The following is a 26,486-nucleotide window of genomic DNA, read 5'->3' on the forward strand; positions in this document are numbered from 1 at the left end:
TGGGGTACCCCGTCGCAGGGTCACACAAGGCGGGGGTTTCTCCGACTTTCGGCGGCTTGTGTGGTCCGGGCCTGCTGTGTATCTTGATCAGCCTTTGGCCGTTTGGGCGGTCACGACCCTGTTTTTGAGATTGGCCCCACGAGGCGAATCCGTTGTTATCTATATAAAAAATTGAGGAGCACATCGATGCGCGTCATTCTGCTGGGAGCTCCCGGGGCCGGTAAAGGTACTCAGGCTAAGTTCATCACCGAAAAGTTCGGCATCCCGCAAATCTCCACCGGCGACATGCTGCGTGCTGCAGTCAAGGCCGGCACCGAGCTGGGCCTGATCGCCAAGAGCGTCATGGACAGCGGTGGCCTGGTTTCCGATGACCTGATCATCAATCTGGTCAAGGAACGCATCAGCCAGGCGGATTGCGCCAACGGTTTCCTGTTCGACGGTTTCCCGCGCACCATTCCTCAGGCTGAAGCCCTGGTGAAGGCCGGCGTCGAACTGGACCACGTGGTCGAAATCGCCGTCGATGACGAAGAAATCGTTCAGCGTATCGCCGGTCGTCGCGTTCACGAAGCCAGCGGCCGCGTGTACCACACCGTCTACAACCCGCCAAAAATTGCTGGTAAAGACGACATCACCGGTGAAGATCTGGTGCAGCGCAAGGACGACACTGAAGAAACCGTGCGTCATCGCCTGTCGGTCTACCACTCGCAGACCAAGCCGCTGGTCGAGTTCTACCAGAAGCTGTCGGCCGCCACTGACGGCAAACCGAAGTACAGCCACATCGCTGGCGTCGGTTCGGTTGAAGCGATCACCGGCAAGGTGCTTGAAGCGCTGAGCTGAAAAGTCTGAACCGCTTCATCTTCTACGGCCCGCTTGCGGGCCGTAGTTGTTTATACTGGCGCACTTTTTCTGACCTCTCTTACGGAAACATCGATGAGCACCTTGCTGGCCCTGGACACCGCGACTGAAGCTTGCTCCGTTGCCTTGCTGCATGACGGCAAAGTGACGAGCCATTACGAGGTGATCCCGCGCCTGCATGCGCAGAAGTTATTGCCGATGATCCAGCAATTGCTCGCCGATGCCGGGACCACCTTGCAAGCGGTCGATGCCATTGCTTTTGGCCGTGGGCCGGGCGCATTCACCGGCGTGCGGATCGCCATCGGCGTGGTACAGGGCCTGGCGTTTGCTCTGGATCGCCCGGTACTGCCGGTGTCGAACCTGGCGGTGCTGGCACAACGGGCGTATCGCGAACACGGTGTGAGCCAGGTCGCGGCCGCCATCGATGCGCGCATGGATGAGGTTTATTGGGGCTGCTACCGCGAAACGGCGGGTGAGATGCGCCTGGTCGGCAATGAAGCGGTGTTGCCGCCGGAAGTGGCGGCGTTGCCGGCGGATGCCAGCGGTGACTGGTTTGGCGCCGGCACCGGTTGGGGCTATGCCGAACGTATCGCCGTCACCCTGAGCGGTCAGGACGCAGGCATGCTGCCTCACGCCGAAGACCTGCTGACCCTGGCGCGATTTGCCTGGGCGCGCGGCGAGGCGATTGTGGCGGATGAGGCGCAGCCGGTTTATCTGCGTGACAAGGTTGCGACGCCGAAAGCGCGTTGAATTAGCCAGTACCGAGTTAGCCCCATCATGCTGGCAAGCCAGCCGCCACAGGATTCGCGTTGGGCACAAAATGTGTTTGCGACGCAAACCTGTGGGAACTGGCTTGCCAGCGATGGCGATCCAACAGATGTCACCAATCGTCGTTTTATCCCCCCCGCTTTTAAACCTTTTCGCTTTTCTGTGTTCTAGTTATCACTCGGCGGTTTGCGAAGTGGGTTATGTGCCACTAGACTGCCATCATCGATACCGAGCATGACTTTATGCGTATAGACGGCCTTTCCTCTCAGTCCTACCCCATCAAGCGCAAGCCTCGCAAAGGGCATGTGGTTGAGGACGAATCCGTCGATATCGAGGGCGAGCTGGAGTTCCCTTCCGAGGAGCAACTGGCGGCCCGCGCTGCCAAAGCCTCCGCGCAGCGCCTGAGCAATCTCCCCGCGCGTCAACAAGACATGATTTACCACCGCGCCATGAGCAAAAGCGTCGCGATGGCTCTGGCCAGCTACCTCAGCACCGCCGGTTTTGTCGATTGGGATTCGGACGTGCTGGGCCTCGACCTGTACATCTGATGCTGCAGCCTTACTACCTTGGCTGCCCGTCCTGGAGTGAAAACGCCTGGCGCGATTACCTCTATCCGCAAGACGCGAAACCCTCCGAATTTCTCACTCTCTATTCTCAAGTATTCAACGCCGTTGAAGGCAACACGACCTTCTACGCAAGCCCGGCTGCCAGCACCGTGCAGCGATGGGCCGAGACCATGCCCGAACACTTTCGCTTCACCGCCAAATTCCCCGGTGACATCAGCCACGGTGGTGACCTGCGCGAACAATTGACCGCCACCGAAACCTTTTTGCAATTGCTCAGCCCGCTAGGTGAGCGGGTGTCGCCGTTGTGGTTGCAGTTGTCGAAAAGCTTCACCCCGCAACGATTGCACGAGCTGGCGGGTTTTATCGACGCGGTGGACCGGCCTCTGGCCATCGAAGTGCGGCATGACGCGTTCTTCGCCAAGGGCGATGCCGAGCGTTCGCTCAATCGCCTGTTGCTGGACCGGGGTGTCGAGCGTATCTGCCTTGATCCACGCGCACTGTTCAGTTGCACCTCGACCGATCCTTCGGTACTCCACGCCCAATCGAAGAAACCCAGGGTGCCGCCCCGTCCGGCGGCTTTCACTCAGTTCCCGCAAGTGCGCTTCATCGGCCATCCGCTACTGGAGGCCAACGACCCGTTCCTGGTGCCCTGGGTCGAGAAAATCGCCCAGTGGATCGAAGAGGGGCGCACGCCGTATATCTTCCTGCACACCGCCGACAACTTGCTGGCGGCGAAACTGGCGCAACGTTTTCACGCAAAACTGATGCTGCGTTTGCCTGGCTTGCCGCCGCTGCCTGAGCTATACAGAGAGCCCGCCGCCGAGCAACTTGGCCTGCTCTGAGGCGGATTCCCTGCCTTTTTCAGGAGCCTGCCAATGGATGCGCAAACCCTTCGAGCCCAGGCGTTCAAAGCACTGCATGAACGCGCCGGCGCTTTTGTCATTCCTAACCCGTGGGACGCCGGCTCGGCGAAAATGCTCGCCAGCTTGGGCTTCGAGGCACTGGCGACCACGAGCGCCGGTTATGCCTTTTCCCAAGGCCGACCCGATGGCGGACTGACACTGGACGATACCCTGGCGAACGTTCGAGCGATCGTCGCGGCGACGGACCTGCCGGTTGCGGTCGATCTGGAAAACGGTTTTGCCGACGACCCCGCCGAATGCGCCCAAAGCATTCTGCGAGCCGCCGCAGCGGGCGCGGTCGGCGGTTCGATCGAAGATGCCACGGGACGCGCAGGCGCTCCGATCTACTGCTTCGAGCATGCGGTGGCGCGGATCGAAGCCGCCGTCGCCGCGGCACGCAGCTTGCCATTCCCCTTCACGCTGACGGCCCGCGCCGAGAACTTCCTGCACGGCAATCCTGATCTGGACGATACGATTCGCCGTTTGCAAGCGTTCGCCGAGGCCGGTGCCGACGTGCTGTATGCGCCGGGTTTGCGCAGTGCCGAAGACGTGTTGGCCGTGGTACGCGCCGTGGCGCCGAAACCGGTCAATGTGTTGATGTCCGGTGGGTTGAGACTGACGGTCGAACAGTTGAGCGAAATGGGCGTCAAGCGCATCAGTGTCGGTTCGGCGCTCGCGCTGGCGGCGCTTGGCGAATTTTATCGGGCGGCGCAAGAGATCAAGACTTCGGGTACGTTCAGCTTTACCTCGCGCTCGATGCCGTATGCGCAGGCCAATCAATTGTTCAAAGGCTGACGATGCGGTTTTTGCGGGTGCTGCTGGTGTTGGGGCTGATGGTGGGTGCGGCAGGGGTGAGCATCTGGCGCGGCTGGATCGCGCTGCCGCCGCAGTGGAACCCGTGGGCGCCGCTGGACGTGAAGGCCGAACCGAACCTGCTGACCCGCTACAAACTGATGCGGCTGCGCGATGATCCGCAATTGTGCGAGCAAGCCCTGAGCAGTTCCGGATTGCGCGTCGCCCCTCAAGCCGACAGTCCTGACGCAAAGTGTCCGTTGAACGATGCCTTGCGCGTGCAGGGTGGCGACGTCGCATTGAGCAGCAGCTTCCTCGCCAGTTGCCGCCTGGCGGTGTCGTTTGCCCTGTTCGAGCATCACGCGCTGCAACCTGCGGCGCAGGCGGTCTATGGGCAAGCAGTCACTCGCGTCGACCATCTCGGCAGTTTTGCCTGTCGCAACGTCTACGGCCGCGAGAACGGCAGGCTAAGCCAACATGCCAGCGCCAATGCGCTGGATATCGCCGGTTTTCGCCTGGCGGATGGGCGCGCCATCAGCGTGCTCAAGGATTGGCCGAAGGACAATCAGGACGCACGTTTTTTACGTCAGGTCCGCGACGGCGCCTGCGACGTGTTCAGTGTGGTGTTGAGCCCGGACTACAACAGCGCCCACCGCAATCATTTTCACGTGGATGTCGGACCGTGGTGGGTGTGTCGCTGAGGGTCAGGCGGCGATGCGCAGGTTCTGCAGCACGATCGGGCGTGCCCAGCCGATATCGAAATCGAAGTTTTTCTGTTGTTCCGCCAGCTCTTCGGGCGGGAACGGCGGGAATGGCTTGTCCAACAGATCGAGTTCGAATTCAGCGATCGGCAAGTGCAGCGCACGCGGTTGCGGTGCGGCACCTGGGACTGGCAGCGGTTGGCCGTTGGTCAGAACGATCGGGCGAACCCAGCCGCTTTCGAAATCCTGCTGTTTCTGTTGCGCAACGATTTCTTCTGCCGGGAACGGCGGGAATGGTTTGTCGGCCAGGTCCATTTCGAACTCGGCAATCGGCAGGAACAGCGGCTCGGGTGGCTTGACCTGGGTTTCCGTCACATCGCATTCGCGTTGGGAAACGATGTGCGCCAGCAGTTCGCTGCCAACCGTGGGTTCTTCCGGGCTCTCGAGATCGACCGGGGGAAAGTTGAGAGACGCCGGCACGACATCGCCCGACTGATCGGCCAGGGCCTGGGCAAAAAAATCCTGCCACAGGTGACTGACGCCGCTCAGTGCTTGGGAGTTTCGCAGGCCAAAATCGCCGTGGGGCGAGATGTAACCTATCGATGTGCGTTGAATGTCTGACATTTCTCTCGGTCGACGCTCAGCTCTGGCAAAATGCTCGTTAGTTTTGTTATCGGCCGTTTTTGCCGATCATTAATTTTTTGAGCGTGTTTTCCCATGATTGAGCAACCGGCGGCTTGCCGCATCCGTGTCGAGGCCCTGGGCGCGGCGTTTCAGCCACAGGCCGAGCAATGGGCCGAGCGCCTGGGCCTGCCTTTGCAGGTCGATGACGGCGAATTTGCCTTGCAGGTGGGTGAACAGGGTTTGCAACTGCAACAGCTCGGCCCGGACGCACCGGGACCGGTGCGGGTGGACTTCGTCGAGGGCGGCGCCGCCCATCGGCGCTTGTTCGGTGGTGGCACCGGTCAGATGATCGCCAAGGCGGTTGGCATTGCCCAGGGTGTGCGTCCGCGGGTGCTGGATGCCACGGCCGGGTTGGGCAAGGATGCGTTTGTGCTGGCGAGCCTGGGCTGCGAGATGAGCCTGATCGAACGTCAGCCGCTGATTGGTGCGTTGCTTGAGGATGGGCTGGCGCGTGGCGCGGAAGATTTCGATGTGGCGTCGATTGTGGCGCGCATGCGATTGCTCAAGGGCAATTCGATCGAGGTGATGCGCAACTGGGAAGGCGAGCCGCCGCAGGTGATCTACCTCGACCCGATGTTTCCCCATCGTGAGAAAACGGCGTTGGTGAAGAAGGAAATGCGCCTGTTCCGGCCGTTGGTGGGGGATGACCCGGATGCGCCCGCGTTGTTGGAGGCGGCGTTGGCATTGGCCAGTCACAGGGTGGTGGTGAAGCGCCCGCGCAAGGCGCCGTGCATTGCCGGGCCGAAGCCGAGTCATGCGCTGGACGGGAAATCCAGTCGGTATGACATTTATCCGAAGAAGGCGCTCAAGCCTTAAGTCCGAGGCGCTTTCATCGCGAGCAAGCTCGCTCCCACAGGGTTTGCGTGATCGCAGATGTTGAACACGACACATATCCTGTAGGAGCGAGGCTTGCCCGCGAAGGCGTCCGTCAGAACGCAATTGATTGATCAGACTGTCTCTGGCCGATAAGCCCGCATAAACAACCCCACCACTTCCCGCACATGTTCCTCGGCCGCATCACCGGTCAACGGCTCGCCACAGCCATACAACAAGCGAAAATTCCCCGCGCCCTTGAGCAGGCAAAAGAAATGCTCCGCCGCATTGCGGGGCTTGTCGATGCTCAACGCACCGCTCTGATCCACCTTGCTCAGCAACCGCTCCATGCCATGCAGCATGCGCTCCGGCCCGGCCTCGAAGAAAATTTGCGAGAGCTTCGGGTCCTGGCTGCCCAGCGTCATCATCAACCGGTGCAGGTTCACCGATTCATCACTGTTGATCAGGTGATGAAAACCGCGCGCGATGTTCAACAGCACCGTTTCCACTGAAATGCCGTCAGGCAACTCGAAAAACAGCGTAGGCAGTTGTTCTTCGCACTTGGCCATAACCGCGGCGGAGAACAGCGTCTCCTTGTCGTTGAAATGGCTGTAGACGGTCAGCTTCGACACCCCAGCCTCGGCCGCGACGGCGTCCATGCTGGTGCTCGCATAACCATTGCTCAGAAACAGGATTTTCGCCGCATTGAGGATGGCCTGGCGCTTGGCCAGATCCTTGGGGCGGCCCGGACCATTGGGTGCTGAAAGATTGTTCGGCATATTCGTTTTTAATACTGGACTGGTGAGTTTGCTATTAATAACATACTGCTCAGTATAATTATTCCAAGCACCATTAGCGAAAGGTCCTTCACCATGTTCCGCTATGCCTTGCCCCTCGCATTGCCAGTCAGTCTGGCGTTTTTATTGTCTGCGTGTGGTCACGAAGAGGCGCCGCAAGTCACTGTTCGGCCGGCCATGGTCGTGCAGCCAGAGCCCTCGGCCCAGGCGATGGAAAGCTTTCCCGGTGAAGTCCGTGCCCGCTATGAGCCGGACCTGGCGTTTCGCATCGGTGGCAAAGTCAGCCGACGACTGGTCGAAGAAGGGCAGCGGGTCAAGGCCGACCAGCCTTTGGCGGAACTCGATCCCCAGGACGTGCGCCTGCAACTGGAAGCTACCCGCGCACAGGTCGCGGCTGCCGAAGCCAATCTCAATCTCGTACGCGCCGAGCGTGATCGCTACAAGACACTGATGGACCGTCAGATGGTCAGCCGTTCCCAGTACGACAATTCTGAAAACCTCTACAGATCCGGTGAAGCGCGCCTGAAGCAGATCAAGGCCGAGTTCAACGTCTCTACCAACCAGGCCAGCTACGCCGTATTGCGCGCGCCTCAGGACGGTGTTGTGGCCAAGCGCGCGGTGGAAGTCGGGCAAGTCGTCGCTGCCGGTCAGACCGTGTTTACCCTCGCCACCGATGGCGAGCGCGAAGTGTTGATCAGCCTGCCGGAGCAGAGCTTCGGTCGATTCAAGGTCGGGCAGCCAGTGTCGGTGGAACTCTGGACCCAGCCCGATCAACGGTTCGCCGGACGCATCCGCGAGCTGTCGCCCGCCGCCGATCCAAAGTCCCGCACCTTCGCCGCCCGCATTGCGTTCACCGCCGGCAAAGTCCCGGCCGAACTCGGCCAGAGCGCCCGGGTATTTATTCAGACTGCCGATGTGGTCTCGCTGTCGGTGCCACTGTCGGCGCTCACCGCGGAAAACGGTGCCACCTACGTGTGGGTCCTTGGCGCCAACAACACCCTGAAAAAAGCCCCGGTCCGGGTCGGTGCATTCGGCGAGAAAACCGTGCCGGTGCTCGAAGGCCTGAACGCCAGCGACTGGGTGGTGGCCGCCGGTGTCCATGTGCTTCATGACGGGCAGCAAGTGCGCCCGGTGGATCGCTCCAACCGCGTGGTCAATCTGGCGGACAAGGAGTAATCCCCGATGGGTTTCAATCTTTCCGAATGGGCGCTGCGTAATCGCCAGATCGTACTGTTCCTGATGCTGTTGCTGGCGATCGTCGGCGCACTTTCCTACACCAAGCTTGGCCAGAGCGAAGACCCGCCGTTCACCTTCAAGGCGATGGTGATCCGCACCAACTGGCCGGGGGCCACCGCCGAGGAAGTGTCCCGCCAGGTCAGCGAACGCATTGAAAAGAAGCTGATGGAAACCGGCGAGTACGAGCGCATCGTGTCGTTCTCTCGCCCCGGCGAATCCCAGGTGACGTTTGTCGCTCGCGACTCCATGCACTCGGTGCAAATCCCGGACCTCTGGTATCAGGTCCGCAAGAAGATCAGCGACATTCGTCATACCTTGCCGCCGGGTATTCAGGGGCCTTTTTTCAACGATGAATTCGGTACTACGTTCGGCAATATCTATGCGCTGACCGGCGACGGTTTTGATTACGCGGTGCTCAAGGACTACGCCGACCGCATCCAGATTCAGCTGCAACGGGTCAAGGATGTGGGCAAGGTCGACCTGCTCGGATTGCAGGACGAGAAAATCTGGATCGAACTCTCCAACGTCAAACTCGCCACCCTCGGTTTGCCGTTGGCAGCGGTGCAGCAGGCGCTTGAAGAGCAGAACGCGATGTCCACGGCTGGCTTCTTTGAAACCACCAGCGAGCGATTGCAACTACGGGTTTCGGGGAATTTTCAGGCGGTCGAAGAGATCAAGAACTTCCCCATCCGCGTCGGTGATCGCACGTTCCGTATCTCCGATGTCGCGGACGTGCACCGTGGTTTTAACGATCCACCGGCGCCACGCATGCGCTTCATGGCCGAAGACGCCATCGGTCTGGCCGTGGCGATGAAGGACGGCGGCGATATTCTGGTGCTGGGCAAGGCGCTGGAGATCGAGTTCGCCAGAATCCAGAAAAACCTTCCGGCCGGCATGCAACTGCGCAAGGTTTCCGATCAGCCCGCTGCGGTGAAAACCGGTGTCGGTGAGTTTGTACAGGTGCTGGTGGAAGCCCTGGCCATCGTTCTGTTGGTGAGCTTCTTCTCCCTCGGCGTGCGCACCGGCATGGTGGTGGCGCTGGCGATTCCACTGGTGTTGGCGATGACCTTCGCCTGCATGTATTACCTCGGCATCGGCCTGCACAAGATTTCCCTCGGTGCGCTGGTGCTGGCGTTGGGCTTGCTGGTGGACGACGCGATCATCGCCGTGGAAATGATGGCGATCAAAATGGAGCAGGGCTTCGACCGGATCAAAGCCGCGAGTTATGCCTGGACCAGCACCGCGTTCCCGATGCTTACCGGCACGCTGATCACCGCTGCAGGCTTTCTGCCGATTGCCACTGCGCAATCGGGTACTGGCGAGTACACCCGCTCGATCTTCCAGGTCGTGACCATCGCGCTGCTGGCGTCGTGGATTGCCGCCGTGGTTTTCGTGCCCTATCTGGGAGAAAAACTCCTGCCGGATCTGGCGAAGATTCATGCAGCCAAACACGGCGCCGGTCAACCGGATCCGTACGCCACGCCGTTCTATGAGCGTGTCAGACGTCTGGTGGAATGGTGCGTGCGCTGGCGCAAGACGGTCATTGCGCTGACGGTGGTGTTGTTCATTGCCTCCATCGTGTTGTTCCGTTTTGTGCCGCAACAATTCTTCCCGGCCTCCGGGCGACTGGAGTTGATGGTCGATCTGAAACTCGCCGAAGGTGCTTCGTTGAGCAACACCGCCGACGAGGTTAAACGTCTTGAAGGTTTACTGAAGGATCACGCGGGCATCGATAATTACGTGGCCTACGTCGGCACCGGTTCGCCGCGCTTTTACCTGCCGCTGGATCAGCAACTGCCTGCGGCGAGCTTCGCCCAGTTTGTCGTCCTGGCCAAGACCATCGAGGATCGCGAAACCCTGCGCACCTGGCTGATCGAAACCCTCAACGAGCAATTCCCGGCCCTGCGCTCGCGGGTGACGCGTCTGGAAAACGGCCCGCCGGTCGGCTATCCGGTGCAGTTCCGCGTTACCGGTGAACACATCGAGGACGTCCGCGCCCTGGCCCGCAAAGTGGCGGCGAAGGTTCGCGAGAATCCCCATGTGGCCAACGTCCATCTGGATTGGGAAGAGCCGAGCAAAGTCGTTTATCTGAACGTCGATCAGGACCGTGCCCGAGCGCTGGGCGTAAGCACGGCGAACCTGTCGAAGTTTCTGCAAAGTTCACTGACCGGTTCCAGCGTCAGCCAATACCGCGAAGACAACGAGTTGATCGAAATCCTTCTGCGCGGCACGTTGCATGAACGCACTGAACTGTCGCTGCTGCCAAGCCTGGCGGTGCCGACCGATAACGGTCGTAGCGTGGCGCTGTCGCAAATCGCGACGCTGGAATACGGCTTTGAAGAAGGCATCATCTGGCACCGCAACCGCTTGCCGAACGTGACCGTTCGCGCCGATATCTACGGCAAGGAACAACCGGCGACGTTGGTGCAGCAGATCATGCCCACGCTTGATCCGATCCGCGCCGAACTGCCTGACGGCTACTTGCTGGAAGTCGGCGGCACCGTGGAGGATTCGGCCCGTGGGCAGAACTCGGTGAAGGCTGGTGTGCCGCTGTTCATCGTGGTGGTGCTGACATTGTTGATGCTGCAACTGCGAAGCTTCTCACGCACCGTGATGGTGTTTCTCACAGCACCCTTGGGTTTGATCGGCGTAACCCTGTTCCTGATGGTGTTCCGCCAGCCGTTTGGTTTTGTGGCCATGCTCGGGACCATCGCGTTGTCCGGGATGATCATGCGTAACTCGGTGATTCTGGTGGACCAGATCGAGCAGGACATCGCCGCCGGGCTCAAACCCTGGCAGGCGATCATCGAGGCCACGGTGCGGCGTTTCCGACCGATCGTGTTGACCGCACTCGCTGCGGTGCTGGCGATGATCCCGCTGTCACGCAGCGTGTTCTTCGGGCCGATGGCGGTGGCGATCATGGGCGGATTGATTGTGGCGACGGCGTTGACGTTGCTGTTTTTGCCAGCGCTGTATGCGGCGTGGTTCCGCATCAAGAAAGAACCCGCCTGACCACTCCTACATCTATTTCAGAAACCTCTGATATTGAGTCAGAGGGACCTGAATGCTGTACTCAAGCCTCGGTTTCATGAGGTTTTGAGACAGCAATAATGAAAAAACCACCGATGCTGAAGGGGCGGACCGATCCGGTTTTCGACCTGTTGGGCAAGTCACCCCACAAAGAGCGGCTTTCGGACTACCTCGCCCTGCTCAAACCGCTGGATGATCAAGGGCGCTATCGACCTTTCGGCGAGTTGCGTTACCGCTGGGCGCCGGGGCTGGATTCGAGCCTGTGCTGGGCGCTGGTCAAGAAAGCCCGGATTGCTCAGTACTCAAGCCTTCTGCCACTGGGCGAACCGCTTCAGTGGGGCAACTTCGTGCTCACGCCGCTGGCGCAAAAAGCGATCTCCGCCGTCGATCGACAAGCGACTACGGCCGCGCTGGAATTCATGACCAGTCAGATTGGCGAGCATGCGCACTTCAGCTATCTGCTCAACGATCTGATCGAAGACGAGGCGATCAGCAGCAGTCAGCTCGAAGGTGCGGCGACCACAACGCAGGTGGCCAAGGACATGCTCAAGCGCAAACGCCTGCCACGCACACCGGACGAGCGAATGGTGATCGGCAATTTCAAGATGATGAACTTCGCCTGGGAAAAGCGTTGTGAACCGCTGAGTGTCGAGCTGATTTCATCCATGCACCGGGTTGGCGTCGAGGGCATCGATGATGCTCAGTACTCGCCGGGGCAGTTCAGGGACAACGATGACGTGGTGGTGCAGGACGGCGAAGGCAACACCGTTCATACGCCTCCTCCTGCCGCCGGGGTGCTGTCACGATTGCAATTGCTGTCGAAGTGGATCAACCAGCCGCACAACGATCCCGAGCATGCGGAGTACCTTCACCCACTGATCAAAGGCATCGCGCTGCATTTTGCCTTGGGCTATGAGCATCCTTTCCGTGATGGTAATGGCCGGGTCGCACGGGCGCTGTTTTACTGGTTCATGTTCAAGAATGACTTCTCGGCCTTTCGCTACATTGCGATCAGCATTTTGCTGCGTAACGCGCCGGTGAAATACGGGCGGTCTTATCTGAACACTGAAACCGATGACCTCGATCTGACGTATTTCATCGACTTTCAGTGTGCGGTCATCCTGCGGGCTGTCAGGGGTTTTACCGAGGCTTATCGGAAAAGTCTGGCGTATGCCGACAGCTTTGACCGCTGGTTGTTGGAGTCCGGTTTTTTTGAGCAATTGACCGAGAAGCAGCGTGCCGTATTTCAAGTGGCCAAGAGTGGGATGGCCAAGGAATTTACGGCGGTCAATGTAAAGGAAAATCTGGATTGCTCTTACAACACGGCATCGGCCACCCTGAACGGGTTGGTCGAGATGAACGTGTTCGAGAAGAGGAAGATGGGGCGCGAATGGGTGTTCTTTCTACGGGCTGGATCGACGAGCTGATTCCTGTGGGAGCGAGCAGGCTCGCTCCCACAGGCTCGGTCTTGAGGCTTAAAGCGTACCAAACACCTTCTTCGCCAGACTGGTCGCCGCAGCCGCCGGATTCTTGCGAATGGTTTCTTCCTGTTTGCCGATCATCTCGAACAGACCGTTCAGTGCCTGCTCGGTGACGTAGCTTTCGATGTTGGCATTTTTTGTATCGATCACGCCCATGGTCGCGGCTTGCCCGGCGAACGAGTTGTACTGCTTGGCCAGACCTACCTGGTCGGTGGCTTGCTTGACGATTGGCAGGAACTTGGCGCGGATCTGTTCGCGGCTGGTTTTATTCAGGTATTGAGTGGCCGAATCGTTACCGCCGCTGAGAATCCCTTTGGCATCCTCCACGCTCATTTTCTTCACTGCATCCACAAGGATCGGCTGGGCCTGGGTCACGGCGGTTTCAGCCGCTTTGTTCATGCTGGTTTCCAGTTGATCCACCTGGTCACCCATGCCGAACTGCTTCATCTTGCTGGCGACCTTGCCCAGCTTGCCCGGCAGTTCGATTTTCACGTCCGGGTTGTTGCTGAACCCGCCCGGTGTACCGAGTTGTTTCACAGCCAGTTGCGCACCTTGGGTCAGGGCATCCTTGAGGCCGCCGGTGGCGTCTTTTTGTGACAGGTCACTGAGCGACAGCGCCATGGCGCTGGCGGAAATCATCAAGCCTGCGCAGAGGCCGGCGAAGCGAAGGGTAGGGCGGAACATGGCGGCTTCCTTGTTCATAAAAAAGTGTTCAAAAAAATAGAATTAACGGGCTGCGTCTACGCGGATTTTCAGTGGCTGCGGATCGCTGCCATCCAGCTGCACGGCGTGATGTTCGGTGGTGATGAACATCAGCTTGCCATCCAACTCGATGCGCGCGCTGACTGAATAACGATGGCCCGGTTTGACCTGAGCCGGATCGTAGCTCAGATGAAAGGGTAATGGCACCTGACCCTTGACGGGGCCTTTCTGTTCGTCGAGGACCACGGCGGGGGCATCGGCCAGAGACACGTCCTGCAAGCTGACGCTCAGGATGGCGGTCGGCGGCAGGGCGATGCGCTGGAGGTAGAAGACTTCGCCATCAAGGCTGGTTTTGGCGGCGGGTTGCATCGATTGGCAGGCGCCGAGCAAAGCGGTCATGGCCAATAGAGTGAGTTTTTTCATCGTACATCTCCACTTGATGCGGGAGCGAGCCGGCTCGCTCCCGCAGAGTTTTGCGTTAGTTCTCGGGTTGTGTGGGGGCCAGATCCGCCGCATCTTCACTGCGATGCAACGCCACCTGACGGATCGACAAACGAATCTCCGCCGGCAATACCCGTTTCGCCGCGCCTTCGGCCAGTTCACCGAGCAGTTCGTGATAGCTCAACTTGCCCGCTTCGTCGCGCTTGAGCACGTCGAGGTCGAGCATCGTCTGGATGAAGTGGCGGAACAGGCTCTTGTCGAAAAACTCCGGGGCGTTCAGGCCATGCAGGATCGACAGGCGCTGGGCCATCACCGTGCACAGGTCCTCCAGCTCTTCGGCGCTGATGCTGTTCTGGCCGCTGTTGAGCAGCAGGGAAACCGTCATGTAGAAGCGCTGCAAGGTCTGGGCGATGCTCTTCGACAGCAGCGTCAGCAGCACGAAATGCCGCGAACTTGGCGCCGGGCGCAGATAAACGTCGTTCTCGAAACGCAACAGGCCTTGCTCGACGAACGCTTCGAGCCATTGATCAATCACTGCATCCAGTTCGTCCAGCGACCAGCGAATGAACAGCTCCGATTGCAGGTACGGATACAGCGCGCGGGTGTAGCGCAGGATCTGCTCACGGCTCATGCGTGAGGCGCTCTGGAAGAAGCTCGCCAGCAGCGCCGGCAACGCGAAAATGTGCAGCACGTTGTTGCGGTAGTAGGTCATCAGGACGGCGTTTTGCTCGTCCAGGTACAGAATTTTGCCCAGCGCATCGCTCTGCTCGGACAACAGGTCCATGTCCTTCACATGCTCGATCAACGCGCGCCCGTCACCTTCCGGCAGCGTGGTGTGTGGCGAGTACGGAACCTTGCGCAACAGCGCCAGATACAGATCGAGCACCCGCGCCATGGCCCGATCATCCAGCGCGAGGCGGCTGGTGGACAGCAATGCCAACGCCACGAGGTTGACCGGGTTGATCGCCGCTGCTTCGTTCAGGTGCTGCGCGACTTTCTCGCCGAGGCGGTTGGTGGTTTCGTTGAGCCACGCCGGTTTGAACTGCGGGCTGAGTTCCTGTTGACGCCAGTCCGGCTGCTCGCTGTCGAGGAATTCCGCCAGTTTGATCGGCTCGCCGAAGTTCACCGCCACTTGACCGAAGCGCTGCTTGAGCGCGCCGATGACTTTGAAGATGTCGAAGATCGATTCTTTCTTTTTGCTCGCGCCGCGCAGTTCACCGAGGTAAGTCCGGCCTTCAAGCACGCGCTCGTAGCCGATGTAGACCGGCACGAACACGATCGGCATGCGCGACGAACGCAGGAAGCTGCGCAGGGTGATCGCGAGCATCCCGGTTTTCGGTTGCAGCATGCGTCCGGTGCGCGAGCGGCCGCCCTCTACGAAGTACTCGACCGGAAAGCCTTTGGTGAACAGGGTGTGCAGGTATTCGTTGAACACCGAGGTGTACAGCGGGTTGCCCTTGAACGTGCGGCGCATGAAGAACGCGCCGCCACGGCGCAGCAGGCTGCCGATCACCGGCATGTTGAGGTTGATCCCGGCGGCGATGTGCGGCGGGGTCAGGCCATTGCGGAACAGCAGGTACGAAAGCAGCAGGTAGTCGATGTGGCTGCGATGGCACGGCACGTAGATCACTTCGTGACCTTGGGCGACTTTCTGCACGCCTTCGATGTGGTTGACCTTGATCCCGTCGTAAATCTTGTTCCAGAACCAGCTCAGCACCACTTCCAGAAAGCGAATCGCGGTGTAGGTGTAGTCCGAGGCGATTTCGTTGCCGTAGCGCAGGGCCTGGGCCTTGGCTTTCTCCGGGGAGATGTTTTCGCGCTCGGCTTCATCGAGGATCGCTTGCTTGACCAGCGGCTGATTCAGCAGGCCTTTGACCAGGTTGCGGCGGTGGGAAATGTCCGGGCCGATCACGGCGGCTTTGAGGTTGCGGAAGTGCACCCGCAAGATGCGCTGGGCCATGCGCACGGTGCGCTCGTGGCCCTTGTTGTGGTCGATCAGTTCGCGCAAGTGGATCGGCGCGGAGAACTGCACGCGGGTCTTGCGTCCCAGCACGATGATGCTCAGCAAGCGCCGCAGGCGCCCGGTAACCGCCCAGCTGTCGGCGAACAGCAGTTTCCACGGGCTTGACTCGCTGTCCGGCGACTGGCCCCAGAACACGCTGACCGGAATGATCTGCGCGTCTTCGGCGGCATTCTGACTCAGGGCGCTGACCAGGCGGGTCAGGGTCGGCGGCGCGCCGCGTTTGTCCTGGCGGCCGAGCCAGTCGGGCTCCGGTGTCAGGTAAAAGAACGCGGCGGGTTCCAGCAGGTTGCCGACAGACACCGGCAGCACCGGGCGCGGCAGGCCCGCCTTGCTGCATTCGGTGTCGACCACGGCGAGGTCGGTCAGCGAAGGGTTTTGCAGGACATAGAACACCGGTCGGCTGCGGTCGAGGTTGAGGGTGAACGACGACTGATTGATCGTCTCTGAGCGAACCCAGAGATAGAGCAGTCGGCGCAGGGTGCCAAACACAAGACGGCGGAACGGGGAACGGGTCATACGGCTTCTGCGTGAGTGAATAAAACCGAGCGTTTGCTCGGGCGGTCGATAGTGTGCCGGATTAGGCGAAAATCGGCAAAAAAGCGCCTAAGTAAAGTGAGTTGAGAGTTTTCATGCCTGTCATATACTCGGCGAGCCCGCACTGGCCAGACAGTGGCACCGATCAGTGCAAGCAATGTTCCCGAGGCTTTCCTGCGAAAAGCCCGATCAATAATAAAAAAGGAGTATGAACAGATGGCAACGCGCGAAACCGGCAATGTGAAGTGGTTCAACGACGCCAAGGGTTATGGCTTTATTCAACGCGAAGACGGGGTGGACGTGTTCGTGCACTACCGCGCGATTCGCGGCGAAGGGCACCGCTCGCTGGCTGAAGGTCAGCAGGTTGAATATGCCGTGGTGACCGGCGAGAAAGGCTTGCAGGCTGAGGATGTGGTGGGGCTGTAAACCCACTCTTCAGAACACCAAAGACCACTGTGGGAGCGAGCTTGCTCGCGATTGCGGTGTGTCAGCCACAGTTGATGTCGACTGACACGCCCCCATCGCGAGCAAGCTCGCTCCCACAGGTTTTGTGTACTGTCTTAAGCGGTTTTCCAGGTGATCTCTTCTTCGCCATCGGCACTGATGCGCATCCAGCGATCCGCTGTCTCTTCACCTTCTTCCTCGACCCAACTGCCCGGCGCACAACGCACTTCGACGTTCAGCGCGGCAAACGCGGCGCGGGCGCAGGCGATGTCGTCTTCCCACGGGGTCTGGTCGCTTTCCAGGTACAAGCTGTTCCATTTTCCTACAGCTTTCGGCAGCCAGGTCACCGGCACGCTACCGGCCTTGCACTTGTAGGTCTGACCTTTCTGAACCCAGTCGGTGCACGGGCCCAAAGCTTCGCCGAGCCACGTGGCAACGGCCTTGTAGTCGACGTCGGCGTCTTTCAGGTAAATCTCGATATCGGGTTGGCGCATGGATGTCCTCACTGCGGGTCTGAAAAATCCATTCGCGGATTTAGCCGGCCTCAAGCTGTTGCTCAAGACCAAAAATTAAGATTGAAGAACAAAGTAATCGTAGCGCATCGAAACGGTGACCTCGAACGGCTCGGCCTGCTCGATGACCGCTGTCCGGCGTTCGGCACTGGCGCGCCAGCCGTGGGGTGTCATGGCCAACAGGTTGGCGCGATCCTGACCATTTGAAAGCGTCAGTTTGAACTCCAGGGTTTCACTGTGTTGCAGCGCCATGCCTTCCGGCACCAAGGCCAGATGCTTGTCGTCGGTGTACTCGCGCACTTCATCGTAGAGCCGTTCGCGCAATTCCATCAGATGGCCGCTGGTCGGCCCGACTTTCATCAAGCCGCCGCCGGGGCTGAGCAAGCGCTTGGCTTCTTCCCAGTCCAGCGGGCTGAAGACGCTGGCAAGAAACTGGCAACTGCCAGACGCCAACGGCACCCGCGCCATGCTGGCGATCAACCAGGTCAGCTGCGGGTTGCGTTTGCAGGCGCGTTTGACCGCTTCCCGGGAGATGTCCAGCGCGTAACCGTCGGCATTCGGCAAGGCTTCGGCGATTTGCGCGGTGTAGTAACCCTCGCCACAACCGATGTCGAGCCAGCGCTGCGGCGCGTATTGCGCTGCCAGTTCTGCCAGTCGCTTGGCCACCGGCGCATAGTGGCCGGCGTTCAGGAAATCGCGACGGGCTTCGACCATCGCCAGGTTATCCCCAGGGTCGCGGCTGTTTTTGTGCTGCACCGGCAACAGGTTCAGGTAACCCTGGCGCGCGCGGTCAAAACGATGCCCGGCGGGGCAGGCCACGCCGTTGTCCACCGCGTTCAGCGGTTCGCTGCAGATCGGGCAGGCGAGCATCAGGCGAGCAACTTGATCAGGGTCTGGTAGTAGATTTCGGTCAGCACATCGAGGTCGGCGGCCAGTACGCGTTCATTGACCTGGTGGATCGTCGCGTTGACCGGGCCCAGTTCAACCACTTGTGTGCCCATGGTCGCGATGAAGCGGCCGTCGGAGGTGCCACCGCTGGTGGACGCCTTGGTGTCGCGCCCCGTGATGTCCTTGATGCTCGACGCCACGGCATCCAGCAACGCGCCTGGTTCGGTGAGGAACGGCAGGCCGGACAGCGCCCAGTCGATGTGCCAGTCCAGGCCATGCTTGTCGAGGATGTCGGCAACGCGCTTCTGCAAGCCTTCGACGGTGGATTCGGTGGAGAAGCGGAAGTTGAACACCGCCACCAGATCACCCGGGATCACGTTGGTCGCGCCGGTACCGGAATTCACGTTGGAAATCTGGAAACTGGTCGGCGGGAAGAAATCGTTGCCATGGTCCCAGTGCTCGGCAGCCAGTTCGGCCAGCGCCGGGGCGGCGAGGTGGATCGGGTTCTTGGCCAGGTGCGGATAGGCCACGTGACCCTGCACACCGTGTACGGTCAGTTTGGCGCCAAGGGAACCGCGACGGCCGTTCTTGACCACGTCACCCACCAGCGTGGTGCTCGACGGTTCGCCGACGATGCACCAGTCCAGGCGTTCCTTTCGCGCTGCAAGGCGCTCGACGACCGCCTTGGTGCCGTGATGCGCCGGGCCCTCTTCATCGCTGGTGATCAGGAACGCGACCTTGCCCTTGTGATCCGGGTAGTCGGCGACGAAACGCTCGGCTGCCACGGTCATGGAGGCGAGGCTGCCTTTCATGTCCGCCGCGCCACGGCCGCAGAGCATGCCGTGTTCGTCGATCAGCGCGTTGAACGGGTCGATCTGCCAGGCCGTTACCGGGCCGGTCGGGACCACGTCGGTGTGACCGGCGAAGCACAGCACCGGGCCATCGTGTTTACCGTGGGTGGCCCAGAAGTTATCCACATCTTCGATGCGCATCGGTTCCAGGGTGAAACCGGCATCGCCCAGGCGCTGCATCATCTGCTTCTGGCAATCGGCGTCCAGCGGCGTCACGGACGGACGGCGGATCAGGTCGATGGCGAGTTGAAGGGTCGGCGAAAGGTCGGCGTGGGCCGTCATGGAAAAACTCCGGAGATCATGAATGTGGGCGCGGACTAAATGTGGGAGCCAGCCTGCTGGCGATGGCGGTGTGGCAGTCAACATAAATGGTGATTGTTACATTGCCATCGCCGGCAAGCCGGTCTCGCTCCCACAGGGATGGATATCACGCCAAGCCCTGCAAAATGGCGGTTATCTTAAAGCAAAACGGCGGCCATTGGCCGCCGTTTAGTGCATCTGCAAAGATTTAGACTGCCGGTGCCGTTTCGGCTTCGACTGCCGGTTTCGGCAGCGAAGACAGGAACGCCATGATCAGTGCTGCCAGGTACGGCAGCGACTGCACCAGCAACATGATCACCCAGAAGCGCATGTCGTTGCTCGGCAGCCCGTTCACCAGGAAGATCCCCAGCGCCGCGCCCCACAACAGCAACATGATGAACACCTCTTCACGCGCCTCCGAAATCGCCACCCAGAAGCCGTGGTTATCGGCGTTTTTCGGCGTCCGGAAGAACGGAATGCTGCTGGTGAAGAAGCCGTACAACACCGCTTTGGCGATGGTGTGCGACAACGCCAGCCCGGCCAGTGCGGCGCAGAATGCATCTTTGAGGTTCACGCCAACGGCGCGACGGTAAAGGAAGATGATCTTGCCGACCTTGAACACGAACAGCGCCAATGGCGGGATCGCGAAAATCAGCAACGGTGGATCGACTCGCTGCGGCACGATGATCATCGCCGCCGACCACAACAGCGCACCGACGGTGAAGAAGATGTTCATGCCATCCGCCACCCACGGCAACCAGCCCGCGAGGAAGTGGTAGCGCTGGCCACGGGTCAGCTCGGTGTCCTTGCCGCGCAGCAAACTGGCGGTGTGACGCTTGATGATCTGAATCGCACCGTAGGCCCAGCGGAAACGCTGTTTCTTGAAGTCGATAAAGGTATCCGGCATCAGGCCTTTGCCGTAGCTGGTGTGGTAATACGCCGCCGACAAACCTTTCTCGAACACGCGCAGACCCAGTTCGGCGTCTTCACAGATGCACCAGTCGGCCCAACCCAGCTCCTCGAGCACCGAGCGCCGGGTCATGGTCATGGTGCCGTGCTGGATGATCGCATCGCGGTCATTACGGGTGACCATACCGATGTGGAAGAAGCCTTTGTATTCCGCATAGCAGAGCTTCTTGAAGGTGCTTTCGTTCTGGTCGCGGTAATCCTGCGGCGACTGCACCACAGCGATTTTCGGATCGGCGAAGTGCGGCACCATGTGTTTGAGCCAGTTCGGGTCGACGCAGTAATCCGAATCGATCACCGCAATCACTTCGGCATCCTTGGCGGTATGCGGAATCAGGTAATTCAGCGCGCCGCCCTTGAAACCGGCCAGCGGTGCGACGTGGAAGAACTTGAAGCGCGGGCCGAGGGTTGCGCAGTAATCGCGCACCGGTTCCCAGACAGCCGGGTCCTTGGTGTTGTTGTCGATGATCAGGACTTCGAAGTCCGGATAGTCGAGGTTGGCCAAGGCGTTGAGGGTCTGTTTGACCATCTCTGGCGGCTCGTTGTAGCAAGGGACGTGAATCGAGACTTTTGGCCTGTAGTCCGAATCGCCCACCACCGGCAGGAATTCGCGCCGGCGTTTGTGGGTCCAGACCGCTTCGGCCAGTTCATGCGCCTCGGTCAGCAGTACGATAAAGACCCCGAGTGCGCCGAGTGCGAGGAGAAATCCTACGGTCAGGCTGAACCAGGTGCTGTATTGCTGGCTGTAGTCGTAACCGATCCACACCAGCACCGAACCGCAGAGGAACGCGATAAAGGTCAGGAAGGTGCGGCCACGTTGACGCAGGGCCGAGCCGTCGATCATCAGCAAGGTCAGGGACAGCAAGGCCAGCACTGCGGAACCGATGGCCAGCACGCGCCATTGCGGAATCGCGACGACCGGGCCTTCGAAGTTGAATTTCTGCTGCCGCGCGGCGTTGAACACGCCCCAATACGCACCTACCGAGCCTTCGTCACTGGCCTTCCACGGTTGGTCAAACGCTTCGATCACGAAGTAGTTGAAGCCCTGACGGTTGAGCTTGTTCACCAGCGTGCGCAGGTAGATCGCCTGATCCGCCGGGCTCGCATCGGTGCCGCCACGCATGCGGCCGTTGCTCGGCCAGCCAACCTCCGAGAGCAGCAGCGGTTTTTTCGGGAACATCTTTTTAAGGTCGCGGGCGCGGTCGAGGACGAATTGACCGGCCTTGTCCACCGGGACGTATTCCCAGTAAGGCAGGACGTGCGCGGCAATCAGGTCGACGTGCTTGGCCAGTTCCGGATGCTCTTCCCAGACGTGCCACTGCTCGGACGTGGTGACCGGCACCTTCACGGCGGCACGGACGCGATCAAGGATCACACTCAGTTCCGCTGCGGTAATTTCCTTACGGAAAATCGCCTCGTTGCCTACCACCACGCGAACCACGCTGCGGGAGGAGTTGGCGATTTCGATGGCCCGGGTGATTTCCCGCTCGTTGCGTTCCAGGTCCGGGCTGATCCAGATGCCGAGGGTGACCCGCAGGCCGAACTCTTCAGCCAGCTTGGGAATGTCGCCCAGGGTGCCATCGACCGAGTATGTACGGATGTTGTCCGTCAGCTTGCTCATGATCTCCAGATCGCGACGCATTTGATCGTCGGTCGGGTACTGCTCTTTCTGCGGGTACTGGCCTTGCTGGAACGGCGAGTACGAGAAGCCGGAGATCTGTTCTGGCCAGTTCGGGGCGGTGACCGGGCGATTGATCAGCGCCCAGAAGCCGGTAAACAAGGCTGCGATGGCGAGCACCACAACCAGGTTGAGTCCAAATTTACGCGATGACATAGCTATTTCGGGTTCCAAAGGCTGTGGAACGAAGGAACGGTCGGCATGGTGCCAAGGGGCGCGCATCCTACACCGTGCTTTCACTGAGCGTACAGCGGACAGGGAAAAGCCTGACGTTGGGCAATCCGGTTTCACATAAGTTCTTACACTTGTAACTGGAAACTTAAAACTTGCTGCTTTGTAGCCCTATAATGCGCGCCGGTTTTTGGGGTATTGGTCATGAGCACAGAAGATCCGCGGTTTGCAGGCATCGCCCGTTTGTATGGCATCGAAGGGCTTGAGCGCTTGCGCGCGGCCCACGTGGCGATTGTCGGCATCGGCGGTGTCGGCTCCTGGGCGGCGGAAGCCATCGCCCGGTGTGGTGTCGGCGAGATTTCGCTGTTCGACCTCGACGACGTCTGCGTCAGCAACGCCAACCGTCAGTTGCATGCGCTGGACAGCACCGTCGGCAAACCCAAGGTCGAGGTGATGGCCGAACGCCTGCGCGGGATCAACCCGGATTGCACGGTGCACGCGGTGGCAGATTTCGTCACCCGCGACACCATGGCCGAATACATCACGCCGAACATCGATTGCGTGATCGACTGCATCGACAGCGTCAACGCGAAAGCGGCGCTGATTGCCTGGTGCAAGCGCCGCAAGATCCAGATAATCACCACCGGCGGTGCGGGCGGGCAGATTGACCCGACGCTGATCCAGGTCTGCGACCTGAACCGCACGTTCAATGATCCGCTGGCTTCGAAAGTGCGCTCGACCCTGCGCCGCGATTACAACTTCTCGCGCACCGTGACCCGTCATTACAGCGTGCCGTGCGTGTTTTCCACCGAGCAACTGCGCTATCCGAAACCGGATGGCAGCATTTGCCTGCAGAAGAGTTTTGTCGGGGATGGCGTGAAACTGGACTGCGCCGGCGGGTTTGGTGCGGTGATGATGGTGACGGCGACGTTTGGCATGGTCGCGGCGACCAAGGCTGTGGATAAGATTGTGGCGGGTGTGCGGCGCCCTGCGGACCGGGTTAAACCTCAAGTTTGAGATTGCGAGTGATGGCCCCTTCGCGAGCAGGCTCGCTCCCACGTTATTGGAATGCGTTCCCCTGTGGGAGCGAGCCTGCTCGCGAAGGCGATTAACCCGCCAACTCATTCATTCGCTGGAGCACGGCGTTGAGGCCGTTACTGCGCGAAGGCGACAGTTGCCGACTCAATCCAAGCTGATTGAACCACTCCGGCAAATCCACCTGCCGCAACTCAACTGCCGACAGCCCGTTAACCCGCGCCAGCAGCAACGCCACCAACCCACGAATCAACCGTGCATCGCTGCTCGCCGAAAACTGCCAATGAGCGTTTTCCAGCGAGCCCACCAACCACACCTGACTTTCACAGCCATGCACGCGGTTGGCATCGACTTTATCCGCATCGCTCAACACGGGCAGACGGTCGCCCCATTGCATCAGCAGTCGCGCCCGTTGTTCCCAGCCAGCGGCAGCCTGAAAGGTTTCGAGTGCCGTGACGGCATCAGCGGGCAAGTTCATCGCAACAACTCCAACGCTTGATCCAGCGCTTCAAAGAATCGCTCCAGATCCTCGGAATCGTTGTAAAGCGCCAACGACACCCTAATCGCCCCGGCCAGTTCAAAGCTTTTCAGCAGCGGCATGGCGCAATGATGCCCGGCGCGCACCGCGATGCCTTGTTCCGTCAGCAAATGCGCCAGATCAGCGTTATGCACACCCTCGACGATAAAACTCGCCAGCGCCAGTTGCGGTTTGCCCAGCAGCCGAATGCCGTTGCGCGCTTCCAGGCCTTTCAACAAATAGTCATGCAGGGCGGCTTCATGAGCCGAGACCGCGTCCTGATCGAGGCCAACGAGGTAATCCAGCGTCGCCCCAAGACCAATCACGCTGGAGATCGGCGGTGTACCGGCCTCAAACCCCAGTGGCGCGGGGCGAAAGCGTGCGTGCTGGTAATCTGCGTCCAGCACCATTTCGCCGCCGAACTGCCAATGGCGCAGTTGCTTGAGCGCCTCATGACGGCCGAACAACACCCCCAGGCCATCGGGGCCATAGAGCTTGTGGCTGGAAAACACATAAAAGTCGCAACCCAGCACTTGTACGTCGTGTCGGCCATGGACCACACCTTGGGCGCCATCGACCACGGTCAATGCGCTGTGTGCCTTGGCCATCGCCAGCAAGGCGGGCAGTGGCTGCCAGGCACCCAGCACGTTGGACAACTGACTGACTGCCAGCAAGCGAGTCTGCGGGCCGATCAGCGACGCAGCGGTATCGAGGTCAATCAAGCCGTCGACATCCAGCGGCAGGACCACCAGCTTCAACTCGCGACGGTGGGCCAGTTGCTGCCATGGCAGCAGGTTGGCGTGATGCTCCAGAGCGCTGATGACAATTTCGTCGCCCGGATTGAACAGGTGTTCCAGGCCATAGGCCAGGAGGTTCAGCGCGGAGGTGGCGCCGTGGGTAAAGATAATCTGCCCGCAATCACCGGCATTCAGCCAGTGGGCGGCTTTGCGGCGGCTGTCCTCGAACGCCTGGGTTGCATGCGCGCCGGGCAAGTGTTGCGCCCGATGCACGTTGGCTGCGCCATTGGCGTAGTAATGCGCCAGGGCATCCAGCAGGGCTTGAGGTTTTTGTGTGGTGGCGGCGTTGTCCAGATAGGTCTGGTCTTGCCGTTGCAGAGCGGCGATGGCCGGAAAATCGGCGCGCCAGGGAGAAGGAATCATCATGGTGTTCGGCCCTGGTCAACATGGGCGGATATGCGCCTGACCTTTTGGGAGCGGGCTTGCCCGCGAAGCTTTTGACGGCCTCAAGGGCCCCTTCGCGGGCAAGCCCGCTCCCACAGGTTCAGTTTCGTTGCCCGTGACGCTTAGTTGTGAGCGTGCAGCGCTTCGTTCAGTTCGATGGCCGATTTGTGGGTTTTGCATTCCACGGCACCGGTTTCCGAATTGCGGCGGAACAGCAGGTCAGGTTGACCGGCCAGTTCACGGGCCTTCACGACCTTGACCAGCTTGTTGTTCTCGTCCAGCAGCGCCACTTTGGTGCCGGCGGTCACGTACAGGCCCGACTCAACGGTGTTGCGGTCGCCCAACGGGATACCGATACCGGCGTTGGCGCCGATCAGGCAGCCTTCGCCGACCTTGATCACAATGTTGCCGCCGCCCGACAGGGTGCCCATGGTCGAGCAACCGCCGCCCAGGTCCGAACCCTTGCCGACGAACACGCCAGCGGAAACGCGGCCTTCGATCATGCCCGGGCCTTCGGTGCCAGCGTTGAAGTTGACGAAACCTTCGTGCATCACGGTGGTGCCTTCGCCGACGTAAGCGCCCAGACGGATACGCGCTGCGTCAGCGATACGCACGCCGGCCGGCACTACGTAGTCGGTCATTTTCGGGAATTTGTCGACCGAGAACACTTCCAGCAGCTCGCCGCGCAGACGGGCTTCCAGTTGATGTTCCGCCAGTTCGGCCAGATCGATCGCGCCCTGGCTGGTCCACGCGACGTTCGGCAGCAGCGGGAACACGCCCGCCAGGTTCAGGCCGTGCGGCTTGACCAGGCGGTGGGACAGCAAATGCAGCTTGAGGTAAGCCTCAGGCGTGGAAGTCAGCGGCGCATCTTCGGCCAGAATGGTTGCAACCAGCGGCTTGTGGCTCTCGGCCAGACGGGTCAGCAGGGCGGCCTGGGCTGCGTCGACACCTTTGAGTGCTTCAGCCAGTTGCGACGCCTGGGCAGTGCTGAACGCGATGGCCTGATTGCCTTCGGTGTAACCCAGAACCGGCGCGATGGCTGCGATCAGATCGGCCGACGGGTTGAGCAGCGGCTGTGCGTAGAACACTTCGAGCCATGCGCCCTGACGGTTTTGAGTGCCGACACCAAAGGCCAGGCTGAATACGGAAGTGGACATGTAAATACCTCTAACAAAATTGAACGGGCTGGCTTACTTGAGCGCTGCCGCGTAGATATCTGGCTTGAAGCCAATCAGGGTTCGGTCACCGAGATCAAGCACCGGGCGCTTGATCATCGAGGGTTGTGCGAGCATCAGTTCGATGGCTTTACGCTGGTCGAGATCGGCTTTGCGTTCGTCGTCGAGCTTGCGAAAGGTCGTGCCTGCACGGTTCAACACCACTTGCCAGCCGTGCTCGTCGCACCATTGGGTCAGGTGTTCGCGGTCGATTCCGGCCGTTTTGTAATCATGAAAGTCATAGCGGACAGCGTGTTCATCGAGCCAGGTGCGCGCCTTTTTCATGGTGTCGCAGGCTTTGATGCCGAAAAGGTGCAACGTTTTGCTTGAATCGGTCAAGGAATTGCCCCCTTTGCAGGTGCTGGAAAAAAAAGGTGAAGGATTATGCCATGACCAGACGGTTT

Annotated in this window: 25 protein-coding genes; 12 read left to right on the forward strand and 13 right to left on the reverse strand. The window is 60.2% G+C overall.

The window, feature by feature from the left end:
- The first annotated feature begins 186 nt into the window (after positions 1–186).
- The 6 genes from adk to F8N43_RS09760 all read left to right on the forward strand — a co-directional run bounded on the left by adk (position 187) and on the right by F8N43_RS09760 (position 4,584).
- Positions 187–837, forward strand: coding sequence for an adenylate kinase (adk, locus tag F8N43_RS09735; RefSeq protein ID WP_150630841.1), 651 nt, complete (start codon positions 187–189; stop codon positions 835–837).
- 93 nt (positions 838–930) lie between these two features.
- Positions 931–1,605 carry a tRNA (adenosine(37)-N6)-threonylcarbamoyltransferase complex dimerization subunit type 1 TsaB gene (gene tsaB, locus F8N43_RS09740; protein ID WP_150638919.1) on the forward strand — a complete coding sequence of 225 codons (675 nt, stop codon included), beginning with the start codon at positions 931–933 and terminating at the stop codon, positions 1,603–1,605.
- Positions 1,606–1,865: 260 nt separating this feature from the next.
- Positions 1,866–2,171 carry a hypothetical protein gene (locus F8N43_RS09745; RefSeq protein ID WP_150630839.1) on the forward strand — a complete coding sequence of 102 codons (306 nt, stop codon included), beginning with the start codon at positions 1,866–1,868 and terminating at the stop codon, positions 2,169–2,171.
- Positions 2,171–3,031, forward strand: coding sequence for a DUF72 domain-containing protein (locus F8N43_RS09750; RefSeq protein WP_150630838.1), 861 nt, complete (start codon positions 2,171–2,173; stop codon positions 3,029–3,031). Before F8N43_RS09745 ends, F8N43_RS09750 begins: the two co-directional genes overlap by 1 nt.
- Positions 3,032–3,064: 33 nt before the next feature.
- Positions 3,065–3,886 carry an isocitrate lyase/PEP mutase family protein gene (locus F8N43_RS09755; RefSeq protein WP_150630837.1) on the forward strand — a complete coding sequence of 274 codons (822 nt, stop codon included), beginning with the start codon at positions 3,065–3,067 and terminating at the stop codon, positions 3,884–3,886.
- 2 nt (positions 3,887–3,888) lie between these two features.
- Entirely contained in the window at positions 3,889–4,584 is a 696-nt protein-coding gene (locus F8N43_RS09760; protein WP_150653686.1) for an extensin family protein, read from the forward strand.
- A gap of 3 nt (positions 4,585–4,587) precedes the next feature.
- Here F8N43_RS09760 and F8N43_RS09765 read toward each other — a convergent pair whose 3' ends face one another.
- On the reverse strand, positions 4,588–5,208 hold the full coding sequence (locus tag F8N43_RS09765; RefSeq protein ID WP_150630835.1) for an energy transducer TonB: 621 nt from the start codon (positions 5,206–5,208) through the stop codon (positions 4,588–4,590).
- A gap of 93 nt (positions 5,209–5,301) precedes the next feature.
- On the opposite strand from F8N43_RS09765, the gene F8N43_RS09770 reads away from it, so the two are divergent.
- Positions 5,302–6,084, forward strand: a complete 783-nt coding sequence (locus tag F8N43_RS09770) for a class I SAM-dependent methyltransferase (protein WP_150630834.1) — start codon at positions 5,302–5,304, stop codon at positions 6,082–6,084.
- 131 nt (positions 6,085–6,215) lie between these two features.
- On the opposite strand, the gene F8N43_RS09775 is transcribed toward F8N43_RS09770, so the two are convergent.
- Positions 6,216–6,860, reverse strand: coding sequence for a TetR/AcrR family transcriptional regulator (locus F8N43_RS09775; RefSeq protein ID WP_150630833.1), 645 nt, complete (start codon positions 6,858–6,860; stop codon positions 6,216–6,218).
- Positions 6,861–6,953: 93 nt separating this feature from the next.
- On the opposite strand from F8N43_RS09775, the gene F8N43_RS09780 reads away from it, so the two are divergent.
- The 3 genes from F8N43_RS09780 (at position 6,954) to F8N43_RS09790 (ending at position 12,571) form a co-directional block, all read left to right on the forward strand.
- Positions 6,954–8,054: an efflux RND transporter periplasmic adaptor subunit gene (locus F8N43_RS09780; protein WP_150653687.1), complete on the forward strand. Its 1,101-nt coding sequence runs from the start codon at positions 6,954–6,956 to the stop codon at positions 8,052–8,054.
- Between the two features lie 6 nt (positions 8,055–8,060).
- A complete protein-coding gene (locus tag F8N43_RS09785) occupies positions 8,061–11,126 on the forward strand; it encodes an efflux RND transporter permease subunit (RefSeq protein ID WP_150630831.1) in 3,066 nt (1,021 codons plus the stop codon).
- A gap of 98 nt (positions 11,127–11,224) precedes the next feature.
- Positions 11,225–12,571, forward strand: coding sequence for a Fic family protein (locus F8N43_RS09790; protein ID WP_150653688.1), 1,347 nt, complete (start codon positions 11,225–11,227; stop codon positions 12,569–12,571).
- A 48-nt stretch (positions 12,572–12,619) separates the two neighbouring features.
- Here F8N43_RS09790 and F8N43_RS09795 read toward each other — a convergent pair whose 3' ends face one another.
- The 3 genes from F8N43_RS09795 to plsB are packed head-to-tail and all read right to left on the reverse strand — an operon-like array spanning position 12,620 to position 16,307.
- The gene (locus tag F8N43_RS09795; protein ID WP_084322255.1) at positions 12,620–13,309 is read right to left on the reverse strand and encodes a DUF4197 domain-containing protein; all 690 of its coding nucleotides are present in this window, start codon (positions 13,307–13,309) and stop codon (positions 12,620–12,622) included.
- 42 nt (positions 13,310–13,351) lie between these two features.
- Entirely contained in the window at positions 13,352–13,750 is a 399-nt protein-coding gene (locus tag F8N43_RS09800; RefSeq protein WP_150653689.1) for a YbaY family lipoprotein, read from the reverse strand.
- 55 nt (positions 13,751–13,805) lie between these two features.
- Positions 13,806–16,307, reverse strand: a complete 2,502-nt coding sequence (gene plsB, locus F8N43_RS09805; protein ID WP_150638911.1) for a glycerol-3-phosphate 1-O-acyltransferase PlsB — start codon at positions 16,305–16,307, stop codon at positions 13,806–13,808.
- 234 nt (positions 16,308–16,541) lie between these two features.
- Here plsB and F8N43_RS09810 point away from each other — a divergent pair, with 234 nt between their 5' ends.
- Entirely contained in the window at positions 16,542–16,751 is a 210-nt protein-coding gene (locus F8N43_RS09810; protein WP_010462862.1) for a cold-shock protein, read from the forward strand.
- A gap of 134 nt (positions 16,752–16,885) precedes the next feature.
- Here the strand turns inward: F8N43_RS09810 and F8N43_RS09820 are convergent, their stop codons facing one another.
- The 4 genes from F8N43_RS09820 to F8N43_RS09835 all read right to left on the reverse strand — a co-directional run bounded on the left by F8N43_RS09820 (position 16,886) and on the right by F8N43_RS09835 (position 22,120).
- The gene (locus tag F8N43_RS09820; RefSeq protein WP_150630827.1) at positions 16,886–17,263 is read right to left on the reverse strand and encodes a hypothetical protein; all 378 of its coding nucleotides are present in this window, start codon (positions 17,261–17,263) and stop codon (positions 16,886–16,888) included.
- Between the two features lie 75 nt (positions 17,264–17,338).
- Positions 17,339–18,151, reverse strand: coding sequence for a putative RNA methyltransferase (locus tag F8N43_RS09825; RefSeq protein WP_150630826.1), 813 nt, complete (start codon positions 18,149–18,151; stop codon positions 17,339–17,341).
- Positions 18,151–19,302 (reverse strand): succinyl-diaminopimelate desuccinylase, encoded by a 1,152-nt coding sequence (gene dapE, locus F8N43_RS09830; protein ID WP_150630825.1) that lies wholly within the window; start codon positions 19,300–19,302, stop codon positions 18,151–18,153. The genes F8N43_RS09825 and dapE overlap by 1 nt, the downstream gene beginning before the upstream one ends.
- A 226-nt stretch (positions 19,303–19,528) precedes the next feature.
- A complete protein-coding gene (locus F8N43_RS09835; RefSeq protein ID WP_017336690.1) occupies positions 19,529–22,120 on the reverse strand; it encodes a glycosyltransferase in 2,592 nt (863 codons plus the stop codon).
- A 219-nt stretch (positions 22,121–22,339) separates the two neighbouring features.
- Between F8N43_RS09835 and tcdA the strand changes: the two genes are divergently transcribed.
- A complete protein-coding gene (tcdA, locus tag F8N43_RS09840) occupies positions 22,340–23,152 on the forward strand; it encodes a tRNA cyclic N6-threonylcarbamoyladenosine(37) synthase TcdA (RefSeq protein ID WP_191623655.1) in 813 nt (270 codons plus the stop codon).
- 91 nt (positions 23,153–23,243) lie between these two features.
- Here tcdA and F8N43_RS09845 read toward each other — a convergent pair whose 3' ends face one another.
- The 4 genes from F8N43_RS09845 to F8N43_RS09860 all read right to left on the reverse strand — a co-directional run bounded on the left by F8N43_RS09845 (position 23,244) and on the right by F8N43_RS09860 (position 26,421).
- On the reverse strand, positions 23,244–23,648 hold the full coding sequence (locus F8N43_RS09845; protein WP_150630823.1) for a SufE family protein: 405 nt from the start codon (positions 23,646–23,648) through the stop codon (positions 23,244–23,246).
- Complete coding sequence (locus F8N43_RS09850) at positions 23,645–24,850, reverse strand: aminotransferase class V-fold PLP-dependent enzyme (RefSeq protein ID WP_150638909.1); 1,206 nt, start codon at positions 24,848–24,850, stop codon at positions 23,645–23,647. The genes F8N43_RS09845 and F8N43_RS09850 overlap by 4 nt, the downstream gene beginning before the upstream one ends.
- Positions 24,851–24,990: 140 nt before the next feature.
- Complete coding sequence (gene dapD, locus F8N43_RS09855) at positions 24,991–26,025, reverse strand: 2,3,4,5-tetrahydropyridine-2,6-dicarboxylate N-succinyltransferase (protein ID WP_150638906.1); 1,035 nt, start codon at positions 26,023–26,025, stop codon at positions 24,991–24,993.
- A gap of 33 nt (positions 26,026–26,058) precedes the next feature.
- The gene (locus F8N43_RS09860; RefSeq protein WP_150630820.1) at positions 26,059–26,421 is read right to left on the reverse strand and encodes an ArsC family reductase; all 363 of its coding nucleotides are present in this window, start codon (positions 26,419–26,421) and stop codon (positions 26,059–26,061) included.
- Positions 26,422–26,486 lie beyond the last annotated feature (65 nt).

The sequence above is a fragment of the Pseudomonas fluorescens genome (assembly GCF_902498065.1).
GTDB lineage: Bacteria > Pseudomonadota > Gammaproteobacteria > Pseudomonadales > Pseudomonadaceae > Aquipseudomonas > Aquipseudomonas fluorescens_BJ.